Origin of the sequence: Tropicimonas sediminicola, from assembly GCF_900188335.1 — a bacterium.
Taxonomy (GTDB): domain Bacteria; phylum Pseudomonadota; class Alphaproteobacteria; order Rhodobacterales; family Rhodobacteraceae; genus Tropicimonas; species Tropicimonas sediminicola.
Window position 1 is genome coordinate 760,881 of record NZ_FZOY01000001.1, and the last position, 20,378, is coordinate 781,258.

General features: G+C 66.8%; 18 protein-coding genes. 9 read left to right on the top strand and 9 right to left on the bottom strand.

The features are described 5' to 3' along the window. Nucleotides 1-406: 406 nt before the first annotated feature. Together rocF and CHB86_RS03655 are read left to right on the top strand one after the other, a co-directional pair. Entirely contained in the window at nucleotides 407-1,336 is a 930-nt protein-coding gene (rocF, locus tag CHB86_RS03650; RefSeq protein ID WP_089231340.1) for an arginase, read from the top strand. Between the two features lie 76 nt (nucleotides 1,337-1,412). Continuing rightward, entirely contained in the window at nucleotides 1,413-2,630 is a 1,218-nt protein-coding gene (locus CHB86_RS03655) for an MFS transporter (RefSeq protein ID WP_089231341.1), read from the top strand. Nucleotides 2,631-2,711: 81 nt separating this feature from the next. Here the strand turns inward: CHB86_RS03655 and infC are convergent, their stop codons facing one another. Continuing rightward, a complete protein-coding gene (gene infC, locus CHB86_RS03660) occupies nucleotides 2,712-3,257 on the bottom strand; it encodes a translation initiation factor IF-3 (protein ID WP_089231343.1) in 546 nt (181 codons plus the stop codon). A 244-nt stretch (nucleotides 3,258-3,501) separates the two neighbouring features. Between infC and CHB86_RS24515 the strand changes: the two genes are divergently transcribed. Next, nucleotides 3,502-4,026: a hypothetical protein gene (locus CHB86_RS24515; protein ID WP_089231344.1), complete on the top strand. Its 525-nt coding sequence runs from the start codon at nucleotides 3,502-3,504 to the stop codon at nucleotides 4,024-4,026. A 69-nt stretch (nucleotides 4,027-4,095) separates the two neighbouring features. Here CHB86_RS24515 and CHB86_RS03670 read toward each other — a convergent pair whose 3' ends face one another. From CHB86_RS03670 to cysG, 6 genes are all read right to left on the bottom strand, one after another. Next, a complete protein-coding gene (locus tag CHB86_RS03670; protein WP_089231624.1) occupies nucleotides 4,096-4,947 on the bottom strand; it encodes a ferredoxin--NADP reductase in 852 nt (283 codons plus the stop codon). A 71-nt stretch (nucleotides 4,948-5,018) separates the two neighbouring features. Beyond that, a complete protein-coding gene (locus CHB86_RS03675; RefSeq protein WP_089231346.1) occupies nucleotides 5,019-5,432 on the bottom strand; it encodes a DUF934 domain-containing protein in 414 nt (137 codons plus the stop codon). 16 nt (nucleotides 5,433-5,448) lie between these two features. Beyond that, nucleotides 5,449-6,186, bottom strand: a complete 738-nt coding sequence (locus tag CHB86_RS03680) for a phosphoadenylyl-sulfate reductase (RefSeq protein ID WP_089231348.1) — start codon at nucleotides 6,184-6,186, stop codon at nucleotides 5,449-5,451. Then, entirely contained in the window at nucleotides 6,176-7,840 is a 1,665-nt protein-coding gene (locus CHB86_RS03685; RefSeq protein ID WP_089231350.1) for a nitrite/sulfite reductase, read from the bottom strand. Before CHB86_RS03685 ends, CHB86_RS03680 begins: the two co-directional genes overlap by 11 nt. A 75-nt stretch (nucleotides 7,841-7,915) precedes the next feature. Next, entirely contained in the window at nucleotides 7,916-8,224 is a 309-nt protein-coding gene (locus tag CHB86_RS03690; protein ID WP_089231351.1) for a DUF2849 domain-containing protein, read from the bottom strand. After that, nucleotides 8,224-9,624 (bottom strand): siroheme synthase CysG, encoded by a 1,401-nt coding sequence (gene cysG, locus CHB86_RS03695; protein ID WP_089231353.1) that lies wholly within the window; start codon nucleotides 9,622-9,624, stop codon nucleotides 8,224-8,226. The genes CHB86_RS03690 and cysG overlap by 1 nt, the downstream gene beginning before the upstream one ends. A 143-nt stretch (nucleotides 9,625-9,767) precedes the next feature. Between cysG and CHB86_RS03700 the strand changes: the two genes are divergently transcribed. Then, on the top strand, nucleotides 9,768-10,235 hold the full coding sequence (locus CHB86_RS03700) for an Lrp/AsnC family transcriptional regulator (protein ID WP_089231355.1): 468 nt from the start codon (nucleotides 9,768-9,770) through the stop codon (nucleotides 10,233-10,235). Nucleotides 10,236-10,317: 82 nt separating this feature from the next. Here the strand turns inward: CHB86_RS03700 and CHB86_RS03705 are convergent, their stop codons facing one another. Next, nucleotides 10,318-11,499: a cytochrome P450 gene (locus CHB86_RS03705; protein ID WP_089231626.1), complete on the bottom strand. Its 1,182-nt coding sequence runs from the start codon at nucleotides 11,497-11,499 to the stop codon at nucleotides 10,318-10,320. A 125-nt stretch (nucleotides 11,500-11,624) separates the two neighbouring features. On the opposite strand from CHB86_RS03705, the gene CHB86_RS03710 reads away from it, so the two are divergent. The 5 genes from CHB86_RS03710 (at nucleotide 11,625) to CHB86_RS03730 (ending at nucleotide 18,130) form a co-directional block, all read left to right on the top strand. Beyond that, on the top strand, nucleotides 11,625-13,400 hold the full coding sequence (locus CHB86_RS03710) for a sensor histidine kinase (RefSeq protein WP_245837716.1): 1,776 nt from the start codon (nucleotides 11,625-11,627) through the stop codon (nucleotides 13,398-13,400). Next, the gene (locus tag CHB86_RS03715; protein WP_089231359.1) at nucleotides 13,397-14,626 is read left to right on the top strand and encodes a sigma-54-dependent transcriptional regulator; all 1,230 of its coding nucleotides are present in this window, start codon (nucleotides 13,397-13,399) and stop codon (nucleotides 14,624-14,626) included. Before CHB86_RS03710 ends, CHB86_RS03715 begins: the two co-directional genes overlap by 4 nt. A gap of 322 nt (nucleotides 14,627-14,948) precedes the next feature. After that, nucleotides 14,949-15,950 (top strand): TRAP transporter substrate-binding protein, encoded by a 1,002-nt coding sequence (locus CHB86_RS03720; protein WP_089231360.1) that lies wholly within the window; start codon nucleotides 14,949-14,951, stop codon nucleotides 15,948-15,950. Nucleotides 15,951-16,027: 77 nt separating this feature from the next. Next, the gene (locus CHB86_RS03725) at nucleotides 16,028-16,729 is read left to right on the top strand and encodes a TRAP transporter small permease (protein ID WP_089231362.1); all 702 of its coding nucleotides are present in this window, start codon (nucleotides 16,028-16,030) and stop codon (nucleotides 16,727-16,729) included. A 6-nt stretch (nucleotides 16,730-16,735) separates the two neighbouring features. Continuing rightward, entirely contained in the window at nucleotides 16,736-18,130 is a 1,395-nt protein-coding gene (locus CHB86_RS03730) for a TRAP transporter large permease (RefSeq protein ID WP_089231364.1), read from the top strand. 94 nt (nucleotides 18,131-18,224) lie between these two features. On the opposite strand, the gene CHB86_RS25185 is transcribed toward CHB86_RS03730, so the two are convergent. Continuing rightward, nucleotides 18,225-20,177: a calcium-binding protein gene (locus tag CHB86_RS25185; RefSeq protein WP_281251207.1), complete on the bottom strand. Its 1,953-nt coding sequence runs from the start codon at nucleotides 20,175-20,177 to the stop codon at nucleotides 18,225-18,227. Nucleotides 20,178-20,378: the final 201 nt, after the last annotated feature.

A 20,378-nucleotide genomic window follows, 5' to 3' on the forward strand; every position in this document is an offset into this window, starting at 1 on the left:
CGGGCAACGGTGCAGTTGCCGCGGATCAGCCGGACGGAACGACTGGTCAGGACCACGCACCGAGGTCCAGGGAGGGGACATCCGGCCGGGGAGGCGATGGTGACATCGCTTTTCCGGCCGACGCGCGACTGGGGCGGCGAAATCTCCCGCAGTCAACGCACTGGCCGATGATCGATCATCCTTTTCCCGGCCGCCTGGCGCGAATACGCCTTAACGAAGACCGCCTACATCGTCCGCGGCGCGAGCTATACCTTGGGCCGGAGCTGCAGCGGCCCGATTCAGGCCGGGTTCCGTGACAAGGCAGGCCCAGGTTGCCGGAAATCCCCCGCTGGCCTAGAAAAGGGAACGAAGCGAACGCCCCCGTAGCCACGCGCTCGGCGCGAGGAGGGGCAGACAGGATCATGCCATGAACAGGATCGTTCTGCTGGGAGCACCGGTGGAAGAGGGCAGCGGTCGGCGCGGCTGCCGGATGGGGCCGGATGCCTATCGGACAGCCGGTTTGCAGGAGGACCTGTCGGGGCTGGGCTTCGAGGTCGAAGACCTCGGCAATGCCACCTGCGAGCCCGCGCCCGATGCGGTGGCGCCAAATTCCCGGCTGGTCGAACTTGAGCGCGTCGCGGGCTGGACGCGGGCGCTGCACGGATGGGCACGCGATCTCGGCCAGCGCGACGCTTTCCCGATCTATCTCGGTGGCGATCACAGCCTGTCGCTGGGCACGGTCACCGGGCAGGCTGCGGCGGCGGAAGCCCTTGGCCGGCCGCTCTTCGTGCTCTGGCTCGACGCGCATTCCGATTTCAACACCTTCGAGACGACCGAAACCGGCCACCTGCACGGGGTGCCGCTGGCCTATGCCTGCGGGCTTCCGGGGTTCGATGCGCTGCTCGGCCGCCCCGTCCCGTCAGTGGTCGATCCGGCGAATGTGTGCATCCTCGGGCTGCGGTCGGTCGACAAGGCGGAGCGCGTGCTGCTGCGGCGTTCCGGCGCCGAGGCGCATGACATGCGCGCCATCGACGAGGCAGGGATCGCACGCCTGCTGGAGCCGTTCCTCGAGACGGTGGCCGGTGCGGGCGGGCTGCTTCACGTCAGTCTCGACGTCGACTTTCTCGATCCGGGGATCGCTCCGGCGGTCGGCACCACGGTGCCAGGCGGGGCGACCTTCCGGGAGGCGCATCTCGTCATGGAGATGCTGCACGACAGTCGCCTTGTCTCCTCGCTCGACCTGGTGGAGCTGAACCCATTCCTGGACGACCGCGGCCAGACGGCGCGGCTCATGGTGGACCTGACCGCCAGCCTGTTTGGCCGGCAGGTGCTGGACCGGCCGACGCGCGGCCATTGAAAGCCTTGGCGCAAGGCGACTCCGCGAGGCCTTCGCGGCGTGCTAGGCTGGTCCAATCCACCTTCGGGGAACGGGCATGACCACCAGCCAGAAACAACATCTCCGCGCGCCTCGCGAGCGCTGGCTGATCCTCGGCGCCTCGGCGATCATCCTTGCGGTGACGATGGGGCAATTGGTGAACGGCCTGTCGGTTTATTTCGTGCCGCTGGAGGTCTCGCAGGGCTGGAGCCGGGCGGAGATCGCGCTGATCAACACCTCGGGTCTGATCGGCCTCGCCCTGGGATCGCTGGTGATGGGCTTTGCGGCGGAGCGGTTCGGCATCCGACCGGTCGCACTGTTCGGCGTCATCGCGACCGGGGTGGCCACCATCCTCGCCTCCCGGGCCGAAGAGCTCTGGCAGATGTACGCCCTTTTCCTGCTGGCCGGTGCGCTCGGTGGCGGGGCGTTGTCGGCGCCGCTGATGGCGCTGGTGGGCAACTGGTTCGTGGTCGGTGCGGGGCTGGCAATCGGCATCGCGTCCGCCGGACAGGCGCTCGGGCAAGGCGGGATGCCGCTTGCGGGTGCATTCCTGATCGAGGCTCTCGGCTGGCGGGATGCGCTCGCCGTTCAGGGGCTCTTTACCCTCGTCGCCCTCGTGCCACTGGCGCTTCTGCTGCGCGACCCGCCAGAGACCGGGAACGGCGCTGTCCTGTCGGATCAGACCCCATCGGGCCTGCCGAACGGGCTGATCACCGCCTGGCTCTCGCTCGCGGTGCTGTTCTGCTGCACCTGCATGGCCGTGCCGCTCATGCACTTGGTGCCGCTGATCCAGGGCTGCGGCTTCCCGGCGCCTGAGGCGAGCGGGGTCCTCTTCTCGATGCTGATGGTCGCGATCCTCGGGCGGGTTGCCTTTGGCCGGCTTGCGGACATGATCGGGGCGGTCCCGGCCTACCTCGTAGCATCGGGTTGGCAGACCACTCTGGTGTTCGGCTTCACGCTGCTGGGGCGGCTCGATTCGTTCTACGTCTACGCGGCGATCTACGGGTTCGGATATGCCGGGGTGATGACGACGCTTCTGGTCACGGTGCGCAACCTGAGCGCCCCGGCTCGTCGGGCCTCGTCGCTCGGCATCGTCATTGCGTTTGCCTATCTCGGCCATGGGCTGGGCGGCTGGCAGGGCGGGCTCTTCTACGACGCCACGGGCGCCTATTCCTGGACCTTCGCCAATGCCGCCTTCGCGGGGATCGCGAACCTGGTGATCGTCGGCGCGCTGTGGCTGACGATCAACCGGCGCCCGCGCCCGACGCCTGCCTGACGCGGCAACCGTCGCCCCGGAATGAAAAACCCCCGCAGAAGCGGGGGATCATCAGGTCGTCTTGGTCGTATGGGCGGCCGCTCACTTGGCGAGCGGACCGATCATCATGACCATCTGGCGGCCTTCCATCTTGGGCATGTTCTCGACCTTGCCCAGTTCCTTGATGTCTTCGGCGACACGTTCCAGCAGGTCGCGGCCAAGGTTCTGGTGCGCCATCTCGCGGCCGCGGAAGCGCAGCGTGACCTTCACCTTGTCGCCATTCTCCAGGAAGCGGACGACGTTGCGCATCTTGACGTCGTAGTCATGCGTGTCGGTGTTGGGGCGGAATTTCACCTCCTTCACCTCGATCGTCTTCTGCTTCTTGCGGGCTTCGGACTCGCGCTTCTGGGTCTCGTATTTGTACTTGCCGAAATCCATGATCTTGCAGACCGGCGGAGTGGCGTTCGGCGAGATCTCAACGAGGTCGAGACCGACCTGCTCGGCGAGTTCCATCGCCCGGGCAGGGGTGACCACGCCGACGTTCTGGCCTTCGGGGCCGATTAGCCGGATTTCGGGGGCCCGAATACGGTCGTTTACGCGGGGGCCGGTGTCGCGCGTTGGCGGCGCGTTGTGAGGTCTGCGGGCTATGACGTATGTCCTTTTGTCATTGCGGGAAAAGTGGCGGGAAAATAACGACCTTGTGGCCGTGTTTCAAGGGAATTGCAGGTGTTTTGCGGAACTGAAGCCGGATGCGCCGGACATGCAACGTCGCGCGCCGGTCATGTTGTCCTGCCAGGCTGGGCGAAGGCCCGCCTATTCCGCGGCGCCCCGCTGTGCAAACGCAATTTGAACCCCATCTAGTGGTAATACATGCATGGGAGGGAGCTTCACCATGAACAAGACAGTCGGAATTATCCTGGCCGCGGTCGTCGTGGTCCTCGCGATCTGGTACCTGATGGGGTCCGGACAGGAACCGCCCGCGGAGGCGGAGCCGCCGGCGGCCAGCGAATCCTCACTTCCCGCCGAGACCGGGGATGTCGCCGCCGAGGCCGAAACGGAAGCCGAGTCCGCCATCGAATCGGCCGCCGAGGCGATGGGCGAGGCGGCAGATGCGCTGAAGGATGCGGCTGCCGACATGGAAGCCAGCACCGAGGAGATGATCGCCGGGCTGAGCGCCGCGCTCACGTCGGCGACCGCCGAGGTCAGCGGCGACCTTCAGTCGGCGCTGGACGGCATCGACACCTCCGCGCTGTCGGTCGAGAATTTCAACTACGACAACATCGTCGCGAAGATCGAAGCCTCGAACCTGTCCGAGGAGAACAAGCAGACGATCATCGCCACGCTCGACAAGGCGCGCCAGTCTCCGGAGGCGCTGCAGGCCGCGCTGGAATCGTTCCGCACTGCGATGGAGCAGTAACCGCACAACGAAAACGGCCGCCCGTGGAATGGGGCGGCCGTTCTCGGTTGGCGTGCCGAGCCACAGCGGTCAGTCGACGAATGCCTTCTCGACCACGTATTCCTTGGGCTCCGAGTTGGCCCCCTCGCGCAGCCCGTATTCCTCGAGCAGTTCCTTGATCTCGAGGTTGAAGGCGAGGTTGCCGCAGACCATCGCGCGGTCGGTTTCCGGCGCGATCGGGGCCACGTCGAGATCCCTGAACACTTCGCCGGAGCGCATCAGGTCGGTGATCCGGCCCATCTTGGGGCTCTCCTCGCGGGTGGTGGTCGGGTAGTAGCGCAGCTTCTTGTGGAAGTCCTCGCCCATCAGCTCGGCCAGCAGCTCGTCCTTGCGGATGTTCTCGATCAGATGGGCGCCATAGGCCAGCTCGCCGACCTCGCGGCAGGTGTGGGTGATGATGACCTCGTCGTAATCCTCGTAGGTCTGCGGCTCGCGCAGCAGCGAAGCGAAGGGCGCGAAGCCGGTGCCGGTGGCGAAGAACCACAACCGCTTGCCGGGCAGCAGGGCGTCATGGACCAGGGTCCCGACCGGCTTGGGGCGCAGGATGATCTCGTCGCCCACCTGGATGTTTTGCAGCTTCGATGTCAGCGGGCCGTCCTGCACCTTGATCGAGTAGAACTCCAGTTCCTCGTCCCAGGAGGGGGAGGCGATGGAATAGGCGCGCAGGATCGGCTTCTGCTTGCCCGTCTTCGGGTCCGGGTCGCCCATCAGGCCGATCATGACGAACTCACCGGACCGGAAACGCAGCGACTGCGGCCGGGTGCAGCGGAAGCTGAACAGACGGTCCGTCCAGTGCTGGACGAAGGTCACTGTCTGCGCGTCGGGCAGGGTGGGAACGGCCTTGATCGGTTGGGCGTCGGTCACGGGGCTTTGCTCGGTCATGTTCATGCTGCCGGGGCCGTGGCCCCGTCCTGTTCCTATATTCGAAGTGTGGATTTACCGAAAGGGGCCGGTCAGCCGGCGAGCCGCGACCGATAGTCGTGGTCCTGCCAGTTGGCGCGGGCGCGCCACTGAGGCTCGGGCTGGCGGGTGGCGAGGGCGTCGTCGATCTCGACCTCGTCGAACCCGGAACGCCGCGCCATCGCATATTGATCCGCCAGCACGTGGCCCTTTGCCCGTAGCCGCCCGGCATAGCCCATGCGCCGCAGGGCGCGGGCGATGGAAAAGCCGCGGCCGTCTGCGAAGCTGGGGAAGTCCACGCGGATCAGCGGGATGTCGTCCAGCCGGCCCGCGAGGGTGCGCGGGTCGGTGTCGGAAGTCAGGTCGAGCGCCGGGGCGGGCCCGTTGGCCGGCAGGGTCTCGGGCGTGACGAAGTCGGCGGAATGGCTGTCGGGGCCGAAGCCCGCGTCGGTGACGATAACGGTCATGGTCTCGGTCCTCGTGTCAGGCGGCATTGGTGCGGACGATCTTGCCGTCCACGAAATGGATGCCGCATTCGTCCTTGTCCTGGCCGCGCCAGCGGCCCGCGCGCGGGTCTTCGCCCTCGGCCACCGGAGAGGTGCAGGGGGCGCATCCGATCGACGGGTAGCCCTTGGTCACCAGCGGGTGGCGCGGCAGCTTGTGGGCGCGGATGTAATCGGCGATCTGCCCGGCGGTCCAATCGGCCAGCGGATTGATCTTGAGCCGGTTTCCCGCCTCCTCGACCAGCGGCAGCGCCGCACGGTTGCCGTTCTGGAACCGCTTGCGCCCGGTGATCCAGCTGTCGAACCCCGCGAGCGCCTCGTCCAATGGCCGGGTCTTGCGCAGGTCGCAGCAGGCATCGGTGTCACGCATATGCAGCGTGTTGGCCGGGTCTTCCTGCGCGAGGTTCATCGCCCGGGCGCGGATCACCCGTACGCCGGTCAGGCCGAGCTTGTCGGCGACCTCGCGTTGGTAATCCAGCGTTTCGGGAAACAGCATCTGGGTGTCGATGAACAGCAGCGGCGTCGCCGGGGCGACCTGGCTCAGCATATGCAGCAGCACCACCGAATCCGCCCCGAAGGAGGAAACCATCGCCACCTCGCCGGTCAGCGGATGGTCGAGTGCGGCGCCCAGCTGCTCGGGGCCGGTCAGCCCTTCGAGATCGGCGATGATCCGGCTTGCCCGGTCGACGGGCGCAGAAGAGATCGATTCACGCGGCATCTTTCCGTTTCTCCGGTCCATAAAGCGCCTCCTTGAAAGGCGCGGCGCCCAGGCGCCGATAGGTTTCGAGAAAGCCTTCGCCCTCGTCGGTGCGGTGTTCGAGATAGGCCAGCATCAGCCGTTCCACCGCCGGGACGATCTCGTCATAGGCAAAGCCGGGGCCCGCCCGCTCGCCGATCGCGGCGGTCTCGGTGGCGTCGCCGCCGAGCGTGATCTGGTAGTTCTCCACCCCGGCCCGGTCGAGCCCGAGGATGCCGATGTGACCCACGTGGTGGTGGCCGCAGGCGTTGATGCAGCCGGAGATCTTGATCTGCAGCGGGCCGACCTCGTGCTCGATCCTGAGCGTGTCGATCCGTTCGGCCAGTTGGGTCGCGACGGGGATCGAGCGGGCGGTGGCCAGCGCGCAGTAATCCATGCCGGGGCAGGCGATGATGTCTGAGGCGAGCCCGACGTTGGCAGTGGCGAGCCCGGCGCGTTTCAGCTCGGCGTGCACCGTGGCGAGATCGGCCTTGCGGACATGCGGCAGGATCACGTTCTGCTGGTGCGAGATCCGCAGTTCGTCGTGGCCATAGCGCTCGGCCAGGTCGGCCAGCACACGCATCTGCTCCGCGGTGGCATCGCCCGGCGTCTGCCCATGCGCCTTGAGCGACACGGTGACGATCGCGTAGTCGGGGTGCTTGTGGTCGGCTAGGTTGGTGTCGGCCCAAGCGCGGAACACCGGGTCCGCCTTGGCCTCTTCCAGTGCCTCGGCGCCACCGGCGACGAAGTCGGGCGTGACGAAACGCTCGCGGATGCGGGCGATCACGCGCTCGTCCACGCCTTCGAAATCGGCGCGTGTCTGGACGAAGGCTTCCTCCACCTCGTCGCGGATGGTTTCGAGGCCGGCCTCGTGGACGGTGATCTTGATCCGCGCCTTGTACTTGTTGTCCCGCCGGCCGTAGCGGTTGTAGACGTGGACGATCGCTTCCAGGTAGGGCAGCAACTCGCCCTCGGGCAGGAAGTCGCGGATCACCTTGCCGATCATCGGCGTCCGGCCGAGGCCGCCGCCCACGATCACCTCGAAGCCCGGTTCCCCGTCGCGCTCCACCATTCGAAGCCCGATGTCATGGGCGCGGGTGACGGCGCGGTCGTTGGGCGAGCCGGTGATGGCGATCTTGAACTTGCGGGGCAGGAACTGGAACTCGGGGTGGTCGGTCGACCACTGGCGGATGAGTTCCGCATAGGGGCGCGGGTCGGCGATCTCGTCGGCCGCGGCGCCGGCGAAATGGTCCGAGGTCACGTTGCGGATCGTGTTGCCGGAGGTCTGGATGGCGTGCATCCCGACCTCTGCCAGCGAGTCCAGCATGTCCGGCACGTCGGGAAGCTTGGGCCAGTTGTACTGGATGTTCTGTCGCGTGGTGAAATGGCCGTAGCCCTTGTCCCACTTCTCCGCCAGCTCGGCCAGCTTGCGCATCTTGACGGAATCGAGCGAGCCATAGGGGATGGCGACGCGGAGCATGTAGGCGTGCAGCTGCAGGTAGAGGCCGTTCATCAGCCGAAGCGGCTTGAACTCGTCCTCGGTCAGCGAGCCGTCGATGCGGCGCTCCACCTGGGCGCGGAACTGGGCGTTGCGCTCGGCGAGAAAGGCGGCGTCGAAGTCGTCGTAGCGGTACATGGGACTCTCCGGTCTCGAAATTCAACTAACCTGAAATATTCATTCAGGAAAGCTGAAAGTCATATTCAATTTCTGTCACTGATGCCCTGCGGCAACCTGCTTGCCGTGGGCGTAGTTCGAGGGGCCGCGCGAGCGGAACGCCTCGCGGAAGTGCACCGGCTCCGGCCCATTCGGGCCCGCCTTGGCATCGGCCAGGTAGGCGCCGACGATGCGGTTCTGCTGGCGCTCGGCGTCCAGCAGCCGGATCGTGGCATGGGCTTCGTCTTCCAGGAGCTCGGCCTCGGAATGGCTGCGGGACCAGCGGTCGTCTGCGGTCAGGTAGACGACATCGCCTTCGATCAGGTCGTTCGCGGTCACGATCTTGGGGGAGAACGGGCGGGGCATCAGGCGTGTTCCTTCAGCAGGGTTGCGGTACGGGGCAGGGCGGCGCGGGCATCGCGCGGGGCGAGACCGAACATCAGGACGGCCGGGCCGGTCAGCTCGGCGGCGCCGAGGTCCTCCGACAGGGTCGCGAGGCGGCTGGCGACGACCCGGCTTTCGGGGCGCGAGGCGTTCTCGACGATGGTCACCGGGGTGTCCGAGGCAGCGCCATGCATCAGCAGGCGGCCCTGCAGGAAGCGCGCGGCGCGCTTGCCCATGTAGATGGCGGCGACCGCACCCGGGCGGGCGAGAGTGGCCCAGTCCTGCTCGGCAAAGCCCTTGACGTCATGGCCGGTCAGCAGCCGCATGTCGGAGTTCCGGCCGCGCGCGGTCAGGCTCTGGCCGATCTGGGCTGCGGCTGCGGAGGCAGCGGTGATGCCGGGCACGATGGTGTAGGCGATGCCCGTGGCGTCGACGGCATCGAGTTCCTCGTCAAGACGGCCGAAGACGGTGGCATCGCCGGACTTGAGCCGGACGACCTGAGCGCCGGTGGCGGCATGTTCCACCAGAAGGGCGTCGATCTCGGCCTGCGGGGTGGACGGGCCGAACCCCTCCTTGCCGACGGCGATCACGGTGGCCTCGCGGCGGGCGAGCTCGAGGATCGGTGCGGGCACCAGCCGGTCGTGGATCACCACGTCGGCCTCGTCGAGGGCGCGGCGGGCCTTGAGGGTCAGCAGGTCCGGATCGCCCGGGCCGGCGCCGACGAAGTGCACATGGCCGGGCCGGGCCTCGGCGGCGAGATGCGCGGCGAGTTCCGTCTCCAGCGCGCTCTGGATCGCATCCTCGCCTTCGACCGCGGCACGGGGGCCGGAGCGGAAGTAGAAGGCGGACCAGAAGTCGCGGCGCGGACGGCCGTGCGGCAGCGCCTCGGCCCTGGCGCGGAACGTCTTGCCGATGCGGGCAAGCAGGCCCAGCCCCTGGGGCAGGCGCTCCTCAAGGTCGCGCTTGATGGCGCGGGCCAGAACCGGCGCCGCACCCTCGGTGCCGATTGCAACGGTGACAGGATCGCGGTCAACGATGGCCGGGGTGATGAAATCGCTCGCCTCGAGATTGTCGACCACGTTCAGCGGAACCCCGGCGGCGCGCGCGAGGCTGCCGAGCCTGGCGTCCGCCGCATCATCCTCGTAGGCGGCATAGGCGAGCGCTGCGCCGAGCAGGTCGCAGGCGCCGGGGATTGCGCGGTGCAGGGTAAGCAGACCGTCGTTGGCCCAGGCGAGGATCTCCGGCGCGGGATCCTCGGCGAAGACATGCAGGTCGGCCTCGGTCTTGAGCAGCAGGCGAAGCTTGGCCAGTGCGGCCGCACCGCCGCCCGCGAGGACGATCCGCCGTCCGGCGGTGTCGACGAAGATCGGGAAGTGCTGCATCGGGACTCTCCTGAGGCGTGTTTCTGCACCGCAATATAGAATTTTGTCCTGTGTTCTCGCCAGATATTGCGGAAAAGAAGAACATATGTTCTGCCTTGCTCAGGGAGGTCACGTCTATTTCCCGGATATAGGAGCAAACCTGAATGGCTGTCCGTCTCGATGCCACCGATCGGAAAATCCTTGCGGAGCTGCAGCGCGACGCAGACCAGTCACTGGACGAAATCGCGCGCAATGTGGGCTCATCGAAGACCCCGGTCTGGAATCGCATCCGAAAGCTGCGCGAGGCCGGGGTGATCCGGCGCTCGACGGTGCTGCTCGACCCGGAAGCGCTTGGTCTGGAAGCCTGTTTCTTCGTGCTGATCCGCACCAGCGAGCACGAGGCGGATTGGCAGAAACGCTTTCTGGAGGCGCTGCAGGCGCGTCCGGAAGTGCTCGAGGCGCACCGGCTGGCTGGCGATATCGACTACATCCTCAAGGTGCAGGTACCCAACGCCCGGGCCTATGACACGTTCTATCAGGCGCTGATCTCGGAGGTGCGCATCCATAACGTGACCGCGCTGCTCTCGATGGAGGAGATCAAGTCCACCACGGCGCTCCCGCTGGGGGCGTAGGGCTCCCGCCGGTCTTCGGCGCCTTGCGGCGCCTCATCCCGTTGGGCGTGGCACCTGCGGTGGGCTGGCACGGTGTGGTGGATCAACAGGTGAGCATGAGCCGTTCGAGGCCGTGGAAATGGTAGATGTCGGCGTAACGCGGAGAGTTCGCGATCTGCAGCTCCCGGCAGGCGGCGAAGAGGATCGGCAAGGTGCGGGAAAGTTCGAGCCGGGCGAGGGGCGCGCCGATGCAGAAATGCAGCCCCGCGCCGAAGCTCGCGTTGGTGACGATGGGGCGGGCGGGGTCGAACCTGTCGGACTCGGGAAAGACCGTGGCGTCGCGATTTGCCGAGGCGAGAAGGCAGGCCACCTGTTCGCCGCGCCGGAATCGGTGGCCGAACATCTCGACCTCTTCGTAGGCATAGCGGGTGAACAAGTGCAGCGGCGGGTCGTGGCGCAGCACTTCCTCAACCAGGGTGGGCAGCAAGGCCGGATCGCGGGCGGCTGACCCGAGGCCGCGCTCCACGATCGCCTTCACGCCGTTGCCGATGCTGTGGACGGTCGCCTCGTGACCGGCGTTGAGCAGCAGGATGACGGTCGAGACAAGCTCGTCGGCGCTGAGCCGGTCGCCGTCGGCTTCCGCGGAGATCAGCCGGCTCAGCAGATCGTCGCGCAGCGCTGTGCGCCGATTGCCGATAACCTCCTCGAGATAGGCGCGGAACGCGAGGGTCGCGGCGACGGCCGCGTCTTCGGTCTCCCGGGTGCGGCTGGCCTGGTACATGCCGACCATCGCGTTGGACCATGCCAGCAGGTCCGATGTCCGGTCCTCCGGCACGCCGAGAAGTCGCGCGATGACGGTGACGGGCAGCGGGCGGGCCAGGGCGTCGAGCAGGTCGAACGGGCCCTCGGGAAAGGCCGAGACCAGACGGGTGGCAAGGGTGTCGATGTCGGGCGCCATCGCCTCGATCCGGGCGGTGGTGAACGCGCGCACGACCAGCCCGCGCAGCCGTGTGTGCCGTGGCGGCTCGAGCTCCAACATCGAATGCGCTTCCACCGCATAGAACGGGGCCAGCCGTTCCGGCACCGGCTGGGCCAGCTCCGGCGGGATTTCGCGCCCGAAACGCCGGTCCCGGAGGATGGCGTTGACGGCCCTGTGGGTGGTGGCCGCGACCATGCCGTATTCTTCCCAGAACACCAGGTCGCCGCTGGCGCGGGCGCAGGCGTAGAACCGGTAAGGGTCCTGCACGAAGGCGGGGTCGGTCGGGGATTGGGACAATCGATCCATGGTCCCGTGGTGGCCGTTCGGGGCGTTCGGCGCAAGGGGCGGCTTCAAGGCCGTGCGCGCCGCGGTGACTTTTCATCCCCATGCCGGGCGCTTAGGCTGGCGGGCGGAGGATGAGGCGAGGGATCATGTCGCGCGCAAAGGCGATGCTGCTCTACCTGATGGCACTGGCGGCGGTTGCCGGCGGCGTCTGGTGGTTTGCGCTGACCTCCGACCTGCGTGCGCTTTCCGAGCGCGGGCAGGCCGACCTTTCGCTCGCCAGCGACCGGATGGTGGGGCAACTGCAAAGGTTCCGTGAGCTGGCCGTCTTGCTCTCCGACCATCCGGAGCTGACTGCCCTGCTCGACGGGCGCGGAAACGCGGCGAGCGCGTCCGGGGTGCTGCAGCGCACGGCGGACAGGACGGGGTCGTCCGAGATCCTGGCCGTTTCTGCGAGCGGGCGGGTTCTGGCATCCTCGAAGGCGCGCAGCGGGACGCTTGGCGCATCCACATACCTCCGCCGCGCGCTTTCGGACGGGGCGCTCGGGACCTATCACGCGGTCGACCCGGAAACCGGGGAGCGGGCCGTGACCTTCGCGGCCCCGGTCTTTGCGCCGTCTGGGCCGGTTGCAGGTGCGGTGATCGTGCGGGCGAACGTCTCGGCGGTCGAGGCGGAATGGCGGGGGGATGCCATGACCGTCGCCTTCACCGACTCCTACGGCGTGGTCTTCTCCTCGAACCGGAGCGAGCTGCTGTTCGGGCTGCGCGGGGAGCCGTCGCCCGAGGTGGCGGAGCGTTACCGGGGGATCGACCTCGTGCGATTCCCGGACGTGCGGGAGCTGCACATCGCGGGTCTCGAGCTGTGGTCGCTCGATGCGGGGCGCTACCTGCCACGGATCGCGCTGCACCTGACGCGGCCGCTGCCTGTCATCGGGATGACCGGCGAGGCGCTGGTCGACGTGGCGCCCTCGCTGCAGCTGGCGAGCTGGCAGGCGCTGGTGGTGCTGGCGCTGGGGCTAATGGTCGGCGCGCTGGTCATGATCCTCGCAGACCGGCGGCGCACGCTGGCCGAGCGCCTGGAGCTGGAAGCCGGCGCGAACGCGGTTCTGGAGCGGCGTGTCCGGGAGCGGACGGCCGAATTGTCGGCGACCAACGCGGCGCTCCGGCGCCAGGTGGAGGAGCGCAAGGCGGCGGAGGCGGCGCTGAAACGGGCGCAGGCCGATCTGGTCCAGGCCGGCAAGCTGAGCGCCCTGGGGCAGATGTCCGCCGGGATCAGCCACGAGCTGAACCAGCCGCTCATGGCGATCTCGTCTTTCGCCGAGAACAGCACCGCCTTTTTGGAGCGCGGAAGGCCCGAGAAGGCGGCGGAGAACCTCGGCAAGATCTCGGAGCTGGCGCGGCGGATGGGGCGGATCATCCGCAACCTGCGCGCCTTTGCGCGGCAGGAGGTGGGCGAGGTGCGCGCGGTGGACCTCGTTGCGGTGGTCGAGGCGGTGCTGGAGCTTGGAGGCGGCCGGCTGCGGCGCGACGAGGTCGTGCTGGACTGGGAGCGGCCGAAGCTGCCGGTGCTGGCCATGGGCGGCGAGGTGCGGCTGCAGCAGGTGGTGATGAACCTGGTCAGCAACGCGGTCGATGCGATGGAGGGCCGCCCGGAAAAGCGGCTGACGATCCGGGTCGAGCCGGGCAATCCGGTGCGGCTGCGCGTGGCCGACACCGGTTGCGGCATCGACGCGCCGGACCGGATCTTCGATCCGTTCTACTCGACCAAGGAGGTCGGCCATTCGGAAGGCATGGGGCTCGGTCTCTCGATCTCCTACGGGATCGTGCAGAGCTTCGGCGGCGTGATCCGCGGCAGCAATCGCCCGGGCGGCGGCGCCGAGTTCGTGGTCGAACTGTCGCCCTTCCGGGACGAGGTGGCAGCATGACGCGACAGGTCCTTCTGGTCGATGACGACGCATCGGTGCGCGAGGCGCTCGGGCAGACGCTCGAACTCGCCGATCTCGAGCCGATCCTGGCCGGCAGCTATATCGTCGCCAAGGACCATGTCGCCCGCGAGTTTGAAGGCGTCGTGGTGACCGACATCCGGATGCCCGGCAAGGACGGTTTCGCGCTGCTCGACTTCGTGCGCTCGGTCGATCCGGACCTGCCGGTCATCCTGCTCACGGGCGAGGGCGACGTGCCGATGGCGGTGCGGGCGATCTCGAACGGGGCGTTCGATTTCCTTGAAAAACCTTGCGCGCCCAAGGTGTTCCTCTCCGTTGTTCGGAGGGCGCTCACGGCGCGGGACCTGGTGCTCGAAAACCGGCGCCTGAAGCGGGAACTGGCGGCAGGGGACGCTGCGGCGCGACTGCTGCGGGGGACTTCGGCGCAGTCGGAGGAGTTGCGGCGGCGCGTTCGGCTTGTCGGGCGTGCGGGGGCCGAGGTGTTGGTCTCCGGGCCGCCGGGCTCGGGCACGTCCAAGGTGGCCGAGGTCATCCACCTCGTCTCTTCCGCTTCCCAGCATCCCTTCGTCAAACGCTCGGCGGCCGCGCTCACACCGGACGGACTCGCCGAGGCAGTGGCGGCGGCCGGGGCGGGCACGCTGTTCCTCGACGAGGTCTCCGCGCTCGATCCCTCGGCGCAGCTCACGCTGCTCGACTGGCTCGACAGCGGCGGCGAGGCGCGGGTGATCGCCGGGACCTATCGCGACCTGCAGGCGCTCGTCGACGCCGGCCGGTTCTCGGCCGACCTGGCGATGCGGCTGGAAGTGCTGCGGGTCGACATTCCACCGCTGGACGAGCGCAAGGAGGACATCGGCCCGCTGTTTCGCCACTACGTCGCGCTGGCTTGCGAACAGGCGGCGCTGCCGGAGCCGGACATCACGCCCGACGTCGTTGCCCGGCTGATGGCGCAGGACTGGCCCGGCAACGCGCGCAGCCTGATGAACGCCGCGATGCGGTTCGCCATGGGGCTCACCGACCCGGCGCCCGAGCAGGAGATGGGGCTGAACGACCAGCTCGCACAGGTGGAGCGGACGCTTTTGGTGGCGGCACTTGAGCGAGCCGGGGGCCGCGCGGTGCAGGCCGCGGAGATGCTCAAACTGCCGCGCAAGACCTTTTACGACAAGCTCGCCCGCCACGGGCTACGGGCGGAAGATTACCGGCACGACTGACCGGGAGCTCATCGGTCCCCTGTCGATTCGCCCGCGTCGTGACTTGCTGGACTCCGTGCCCGGCAGCATGTCGCTCAAAGTGTGCGGAAATCCGCACAAGCCCCCGGGTTCCTGTGTGGTCATCCGCACAGATGGCGCGCTCGCTTCGGCGGATCATCTCAGGATATCTGAATATTCTTTTGATATTTAGGGATTTAACCGGGTTCTGGCGGCTTGCGTAAAAACCTGTTGGAGCAAGCGTCGGGAGCCTGTCTTCTCTCCTGCAAGGTCTGTCGAGGAGCAGACCGTACACAATTCAGATATGTCTTGGGAGGACATCCGAATGAAGTACATCACTGCTGCGGTCAGCGCGCTGGCCGTCACCCTGAGTGCTGGCGCCGCGCTTGCGGCCTGCGATGAGGGCGAGATCGTCATCAAGTTCAGCCACGTCACCAACACCGACAAGCACCCCAAGGGCATCGCCGCCTCGCTGCTGCAGGAGCGCGTCAACGAGGAGATGAACGGCAAGGCCTGCATGGAGGTCTTTCCGAACTCGACCCTCTACAACGACGACCAGGTCCTCGAGGCGATGCTGCAGGGCGACGTCCAGCTGGCCGCGCCGTCGCTTTCGAAGTTCGAGAAGTTCACCAAGCAGTTCCGCATCTTCGACCTGCCGTTCATGTTCAAGAACATGGAAGCCGTCGATGCGTTCCAGAGCTCGAACGCCGGCCAGGCCATGCTCGGTTCGATGGAGCGCCGCGGGCTGAAGGGCCTCGGCTTCTGGCACAACGGCCTCAAGCAGTTCTCGGCCAACAAGCCGCTCGTCATGCCCGATGACGCCAAGGGCCTGAAGTTCCGCGTGCAGCCCTCCGACGTGCTGGTCGCCCAGATGGAAGCGCTCGGCGCGAGCCCGCAGCCGATGGCCTTCTCCGAGGTGTACGGCGCGCTGCAGACCGGCGTTGTCGACGGGCAGGAGAACACCTGGTCGAACATCTACGGCCAGAAGTTCTTCGAGGTACAGGACGGCATCACCGAGACCAACCATGGCGTTCTCGACTACATGGTCGTGACCTCGATCGATTGGTGGGAAAGCCTCGACGAGGACGTTCGCACCCAGCTCGCCACGATCTTCGACGAGGTGACCGCCGAACGTAACGCCGCCATCGCGCAGGTCGATGCCGACAACCGCCAGGCGATCCTCGATGCCGGGGCCGAGATCCGCGAGCTGACCGAAGAGCAGCGCGCCGCATGGGTCGAGGCGATGAAGCCGGTCTGGGATCAGTTCGAAGGTGACGTGGGCACCGAGAACATCGAGGCCGCCCAGTCCATCAACATGTCCATGTAAGGCAATCCGGCGGGCCGGCGGCGGGGAGGGCGCGTCTCTCCCGGTCGCCGGCCCGTCATCGTGCCAGGGGAGGGGCCATGAGCACCCATTCGCGACATCAACCCGAGACGATGCTCGGCGAGGCGATTGCCCGCTTCGAGGAAGTCGTCATCGCCGTGCTGCTTGGCGCAATGGTCGTGCTGACCTTCGTCAACGTCGTGCTGCGCTATGTCTTCAACGACAGTCTGATCTGGGGCCTCGAGGTGGTTCTGGTGCTCTTCGCCTGGCTGGTCCTGTTCGGCATCTCGCATGCCTTCCGCATCAATGCCCATCTCGGCGTGGACGCGGTGGTCAACATCGTGCCGCCGAAGACCAAGCGCGTCATGGGCATCATCTCCGCGCTGTGCTGCGTTGCCTACGCGGCGCTGCTGATGAAGGGCGCCTGGGATTACTACGCCCCGTTCGCCGGGCTCGACGCGACCACGGGGCGCTGGTTCCCGACCGGCTTCGCCGACAGCCGTGACCAGGCCTGGTACGAAACCGATCAGATCCCGATGCTGGACTGGCTCCGCTGGCTGGAACCCCTGGTCAACCAGGGCGAGAGCTACGAGAAGCTGCCGCGGCTGGTGGTCTACCTGATCCTGCCCGTCGGCTGCCTGCTGCTGCTGCTGCGGGTGATCGAGGCCACGGTGGGCATCATCACCGGCAAGCATGACGTGCTGATCGTCAGTCACGAGGCCGAGGATCAGGTCGACGACCTGAGCGGCACCCACCACGACGACCCCTACTACAAGGACTGACGCCCCATGGAAATCGTGCTCCTGTTCGTCATGGTGGTGGCGCTGCTGCTGATCGGCGTGCCGATCGCCGTCAGCCTCGGCCTCAGCTCCATCCTCTTCCTGCTGGTCAATTCCGACAGTTCGCTCGGTTCGGTGGCGCAGTCGCTCTACCAGGCGATGGCCGGCCACTACACGCTGCTGGCGATCCCGTTCTTCATCCTGGCCTCCAGTTTCATGTCGACCGGCGGCGTCGCCAAGCGGATCATCCGCTTCGCCATCGCCTGCGTCGGGCACCTGCCGGGCGGCCTCGCCATCGCCGGCGTCTTTGCCTGCATGATCTTTGCCGCGCTCTCCGGCTCCTCGCCCGCGACCGTGGTGGCCATCGGTTCCATCGTCATCGCGGCGATGCAGAAGGTCGGCTATTCCAAGGACTTCGCCGCCGGGGTGATCTGTAACGCCGGCACGCTCGGCATCCTGATCCCGCCCTCGATCGTCATGGTCGTCTACGCCTCCGCCACCGATGTCTCGGTTGGCCGCATGTTCCTTGCGGGCGTGATCCCGGGCCTGATGGCCGGTGGCATGCTGATGATCACGATTTACGGCATCGCCAAGATCAAGAACCTGCCCAGGGGAGACTGGCTCGGCTGGAGCGAGATCGGCGCCTCGTTCCGTGATGCCTTCTGGGGGCTGATGCTGATCGTGATCATCATGGTCGGGATCTACGGCGTGCCCTTCGTGACCCCGGCGCTCTTCACGCCAACCGAGGCCGCGGCCGTGGCGTCCGTCTATGCCTTTATCGTGGCGAGCTTCGTCTACCGCGACATGGGGCCTCTCTCGACTCCGGACGGGCAGCAGAACATCCCGCTTATCAAGCGACCCTATGCGCTGGTCACTGCCTTCTTCCACCGGGACACGATCGCGACGCTCTACGACGCCGGCAAGCTGACCGTGACGCTGATGTTCATCATCGCCAACGCGCTGATCCTGAAACACGTCCTGACCGACGAGCAGGTGCCGCAGACCATCGCGGAGGCGCTTCTGTCGGCCGGCTTCGGCAAGGTCATGTTCCTCGTCATGGTCAACGTGATCCTGCTGATCGGCGGCCAGTTCATGGAGCCGTCGGGCCTGCTCGTGATCGTGGCGCCGCTGGTCTTCCCGATCGCCATCGAGCTTGGCGTGGATCCGATCCACCTCGGCATCATCATGGTGGTGAACATGGAGATCGGCATGATCACGCCACCGGTGGGACTCAACCTCTTCGTGACCTCGGGCGTCGCGGGGATGCCGATGATGCGGGTGGTGAAGGCCGCGCTGCCCTTCCTGGCCGTGCTCTTCGTCTTCCTCATCGTGGTCACCTACGTGCCATGGATCTCGACCTACCTGCCCAACACGATCATGGGGCCGGAGATCATCACCAACTGATCGGTCGCTGCCTGCAGGGGTTTGGGCGTGGAGCCGAAAGAAAGCGGCCGCCGGGAGGGATCCCGGCGGCCGTCTTCGTTCCCTGGTGACACACTCACGCGATGTCGTCGAGCGTGAGCCCTTCAAGCAGCAGCGAGTTCTCTGCCCAGCTGATCAGAACACCGCCGGCCTTCGCCACCTCGGTGACCGTCGCCTTGGTCTTGATGGTGTAGCTGTCGCTCTCCGGATCGAAATCGGTGATCACGTCGTCGCCGGTCGCACCGGCGAAGATGAACGTATCGCGACCGCCGCCGCCGATCAGAACATCGTTGCCGCCGTTGCCGTAGAGCTTGTCGTTGCCCGCGCCGCCATTCAGCGTGTCGTCGCCCGCGCCGCCAACCAGCCGGTCGCCCGCACCTCCGCCCGCGATCCTGTCGTCGCCGGAATCGCCCTTGAGCGTGTCGGCGCCGGCGGAGCCGTTGAGCGTGTCCCGGCCCTTGCCGCCGCGCAGGGTGTCTGCGCCGCCTCCGCCGACGAGCCGGTCGTTGCCGTCGCCGCCGTCGAGCGTGTCGTTGCCGGTCTGGCCGAAGACCTTGTCATTCCCGGCCTCGCCGAGGAGGGTGTCGTTGTCGCCGCCGCCGCGCAGTGTGTCGTCGCCGTCACCGCCAAGAACCCTGTCCGCGCCAGAGCCGGCATCGACCACATCCTTGCCGCCGAGGGCGCGCACCACATCGTCGCCTCCCCGGGCGGTGATCTCGTCCGCGCCGGCGCTGCCTTTCAGCGTGTCGTCCTTTGCGGTTCCGTAGATCTGCTTCGGGCCAACGGGCTGTGACTTGCCCGCATCGGCGGTGACCTCGAAGAGCCGGTACTGCAGCTGGTCGACGGTGCCGATCGCGCTCTGGTCCACGTAGCTGACCCAGACCTTGCCATCGGCCGTCTCTGTCATGTCGTGCAGGTACTGGACGCCGGCGCTGTTGCTGTTGAGAAACCGGGCCGGGCCGGCGACGGTGCCATCGCCGTTGAAGGCCTGTGCCTTGATGCCGACGCTGTCGGTGCCGACATCCGCCTCGTTCTGCGTCCAGGCCACGATGAAGCCGCCGTTCGACAGGCCGAGAATGTTGAAATCGTTGCGGACGCTGTCGGCGCCGTTGGGCACGTCGATCTCGACCGCCTTCACCAGACGGGCCGCCTTGTCATAGGTCTCGACACGGAGGTTGTTCGAACCGGTCGCGGGATACTGCTTCCAGACAAGTGCGAAGCCGCCGTTCTTCAGCGCCGCCACCTCCGGATGGTCGCGGCGGGTGCCGGTCTCGTCTAGATCGACCTCGTAGCGGCCCTTGCCGGTCCCGGAAATGCCGGTCGGCGCATCGTTCAGACCGGCGCCACTGATCCAGAGATTGACGGGGTAGCTGTCGTCGTTGACCGCGACGAAATTGCCGTTGGACAGTTCGGCGATCCCGGGAAGGAAGACGAAGCCGTCCGTGGTGATCTCGACCTCCTTGCCGACGCGCCCACCCTGGGCGTCGAACCGCTGGGCAAAGGCGCCTTCGTTGGGGCCGCCATCCGTCCAGATCGCCAGGAATCCGCCGTCCCTGGTGGCGATGACGTTGCCACTGGTGTTGTCGTCGTCGTAGTTGGAGCCGCCGGTCACGGTGTGCGGATCGTCCCGGGTCACGATGATCTCCTTGCCGCGCGGCGAGCCGTTGGCATTGAAGATCCGGGCATGGATGTCGGTGTCGTTGTGGCCCTGTCCCAGCGGGGCGTAGCTGACCCAGCTCATGACGAAGCCGCCGTCCTTCAGCGCGGTGATTTCCGGACTGCCCTGGATCCCCGCCGTCGTCATGTTGACCAGTTTCACCGCGCCCGATGGCTTGCCGCCGGCCGAATAGAGCTGAACGAAAATGGCTCCGTCGGTGTCGGTGAAGCCGCCGGCCGGAAAGACCAGGGTCTGCGCCCATGCGACGGCAACCTTGCCGTTTTTCAATCCTGCGGAAACGGGGGTGATACCGTCGAAGATGGCGTCGACGGATCCGAGGTCCTTTGACGGACCAAGAGGTTTGATTGTCATGATGTCACTTGTAAAGTAATTGAATTTGATGGTTTTTCCAACCGGCGGCACGGTTTCACGGTGGTCGAAACGGGTCAAGGGTTTTGGTGGGCCGGTGGATCGGCACATGTGCCCCGGTGCCGCGCCGCATCAGTTTCGAGTTGACGAAATCGAAAAACCGATAGAAACACTCGGATAATGAAACGCGCAACCCGGGAGACC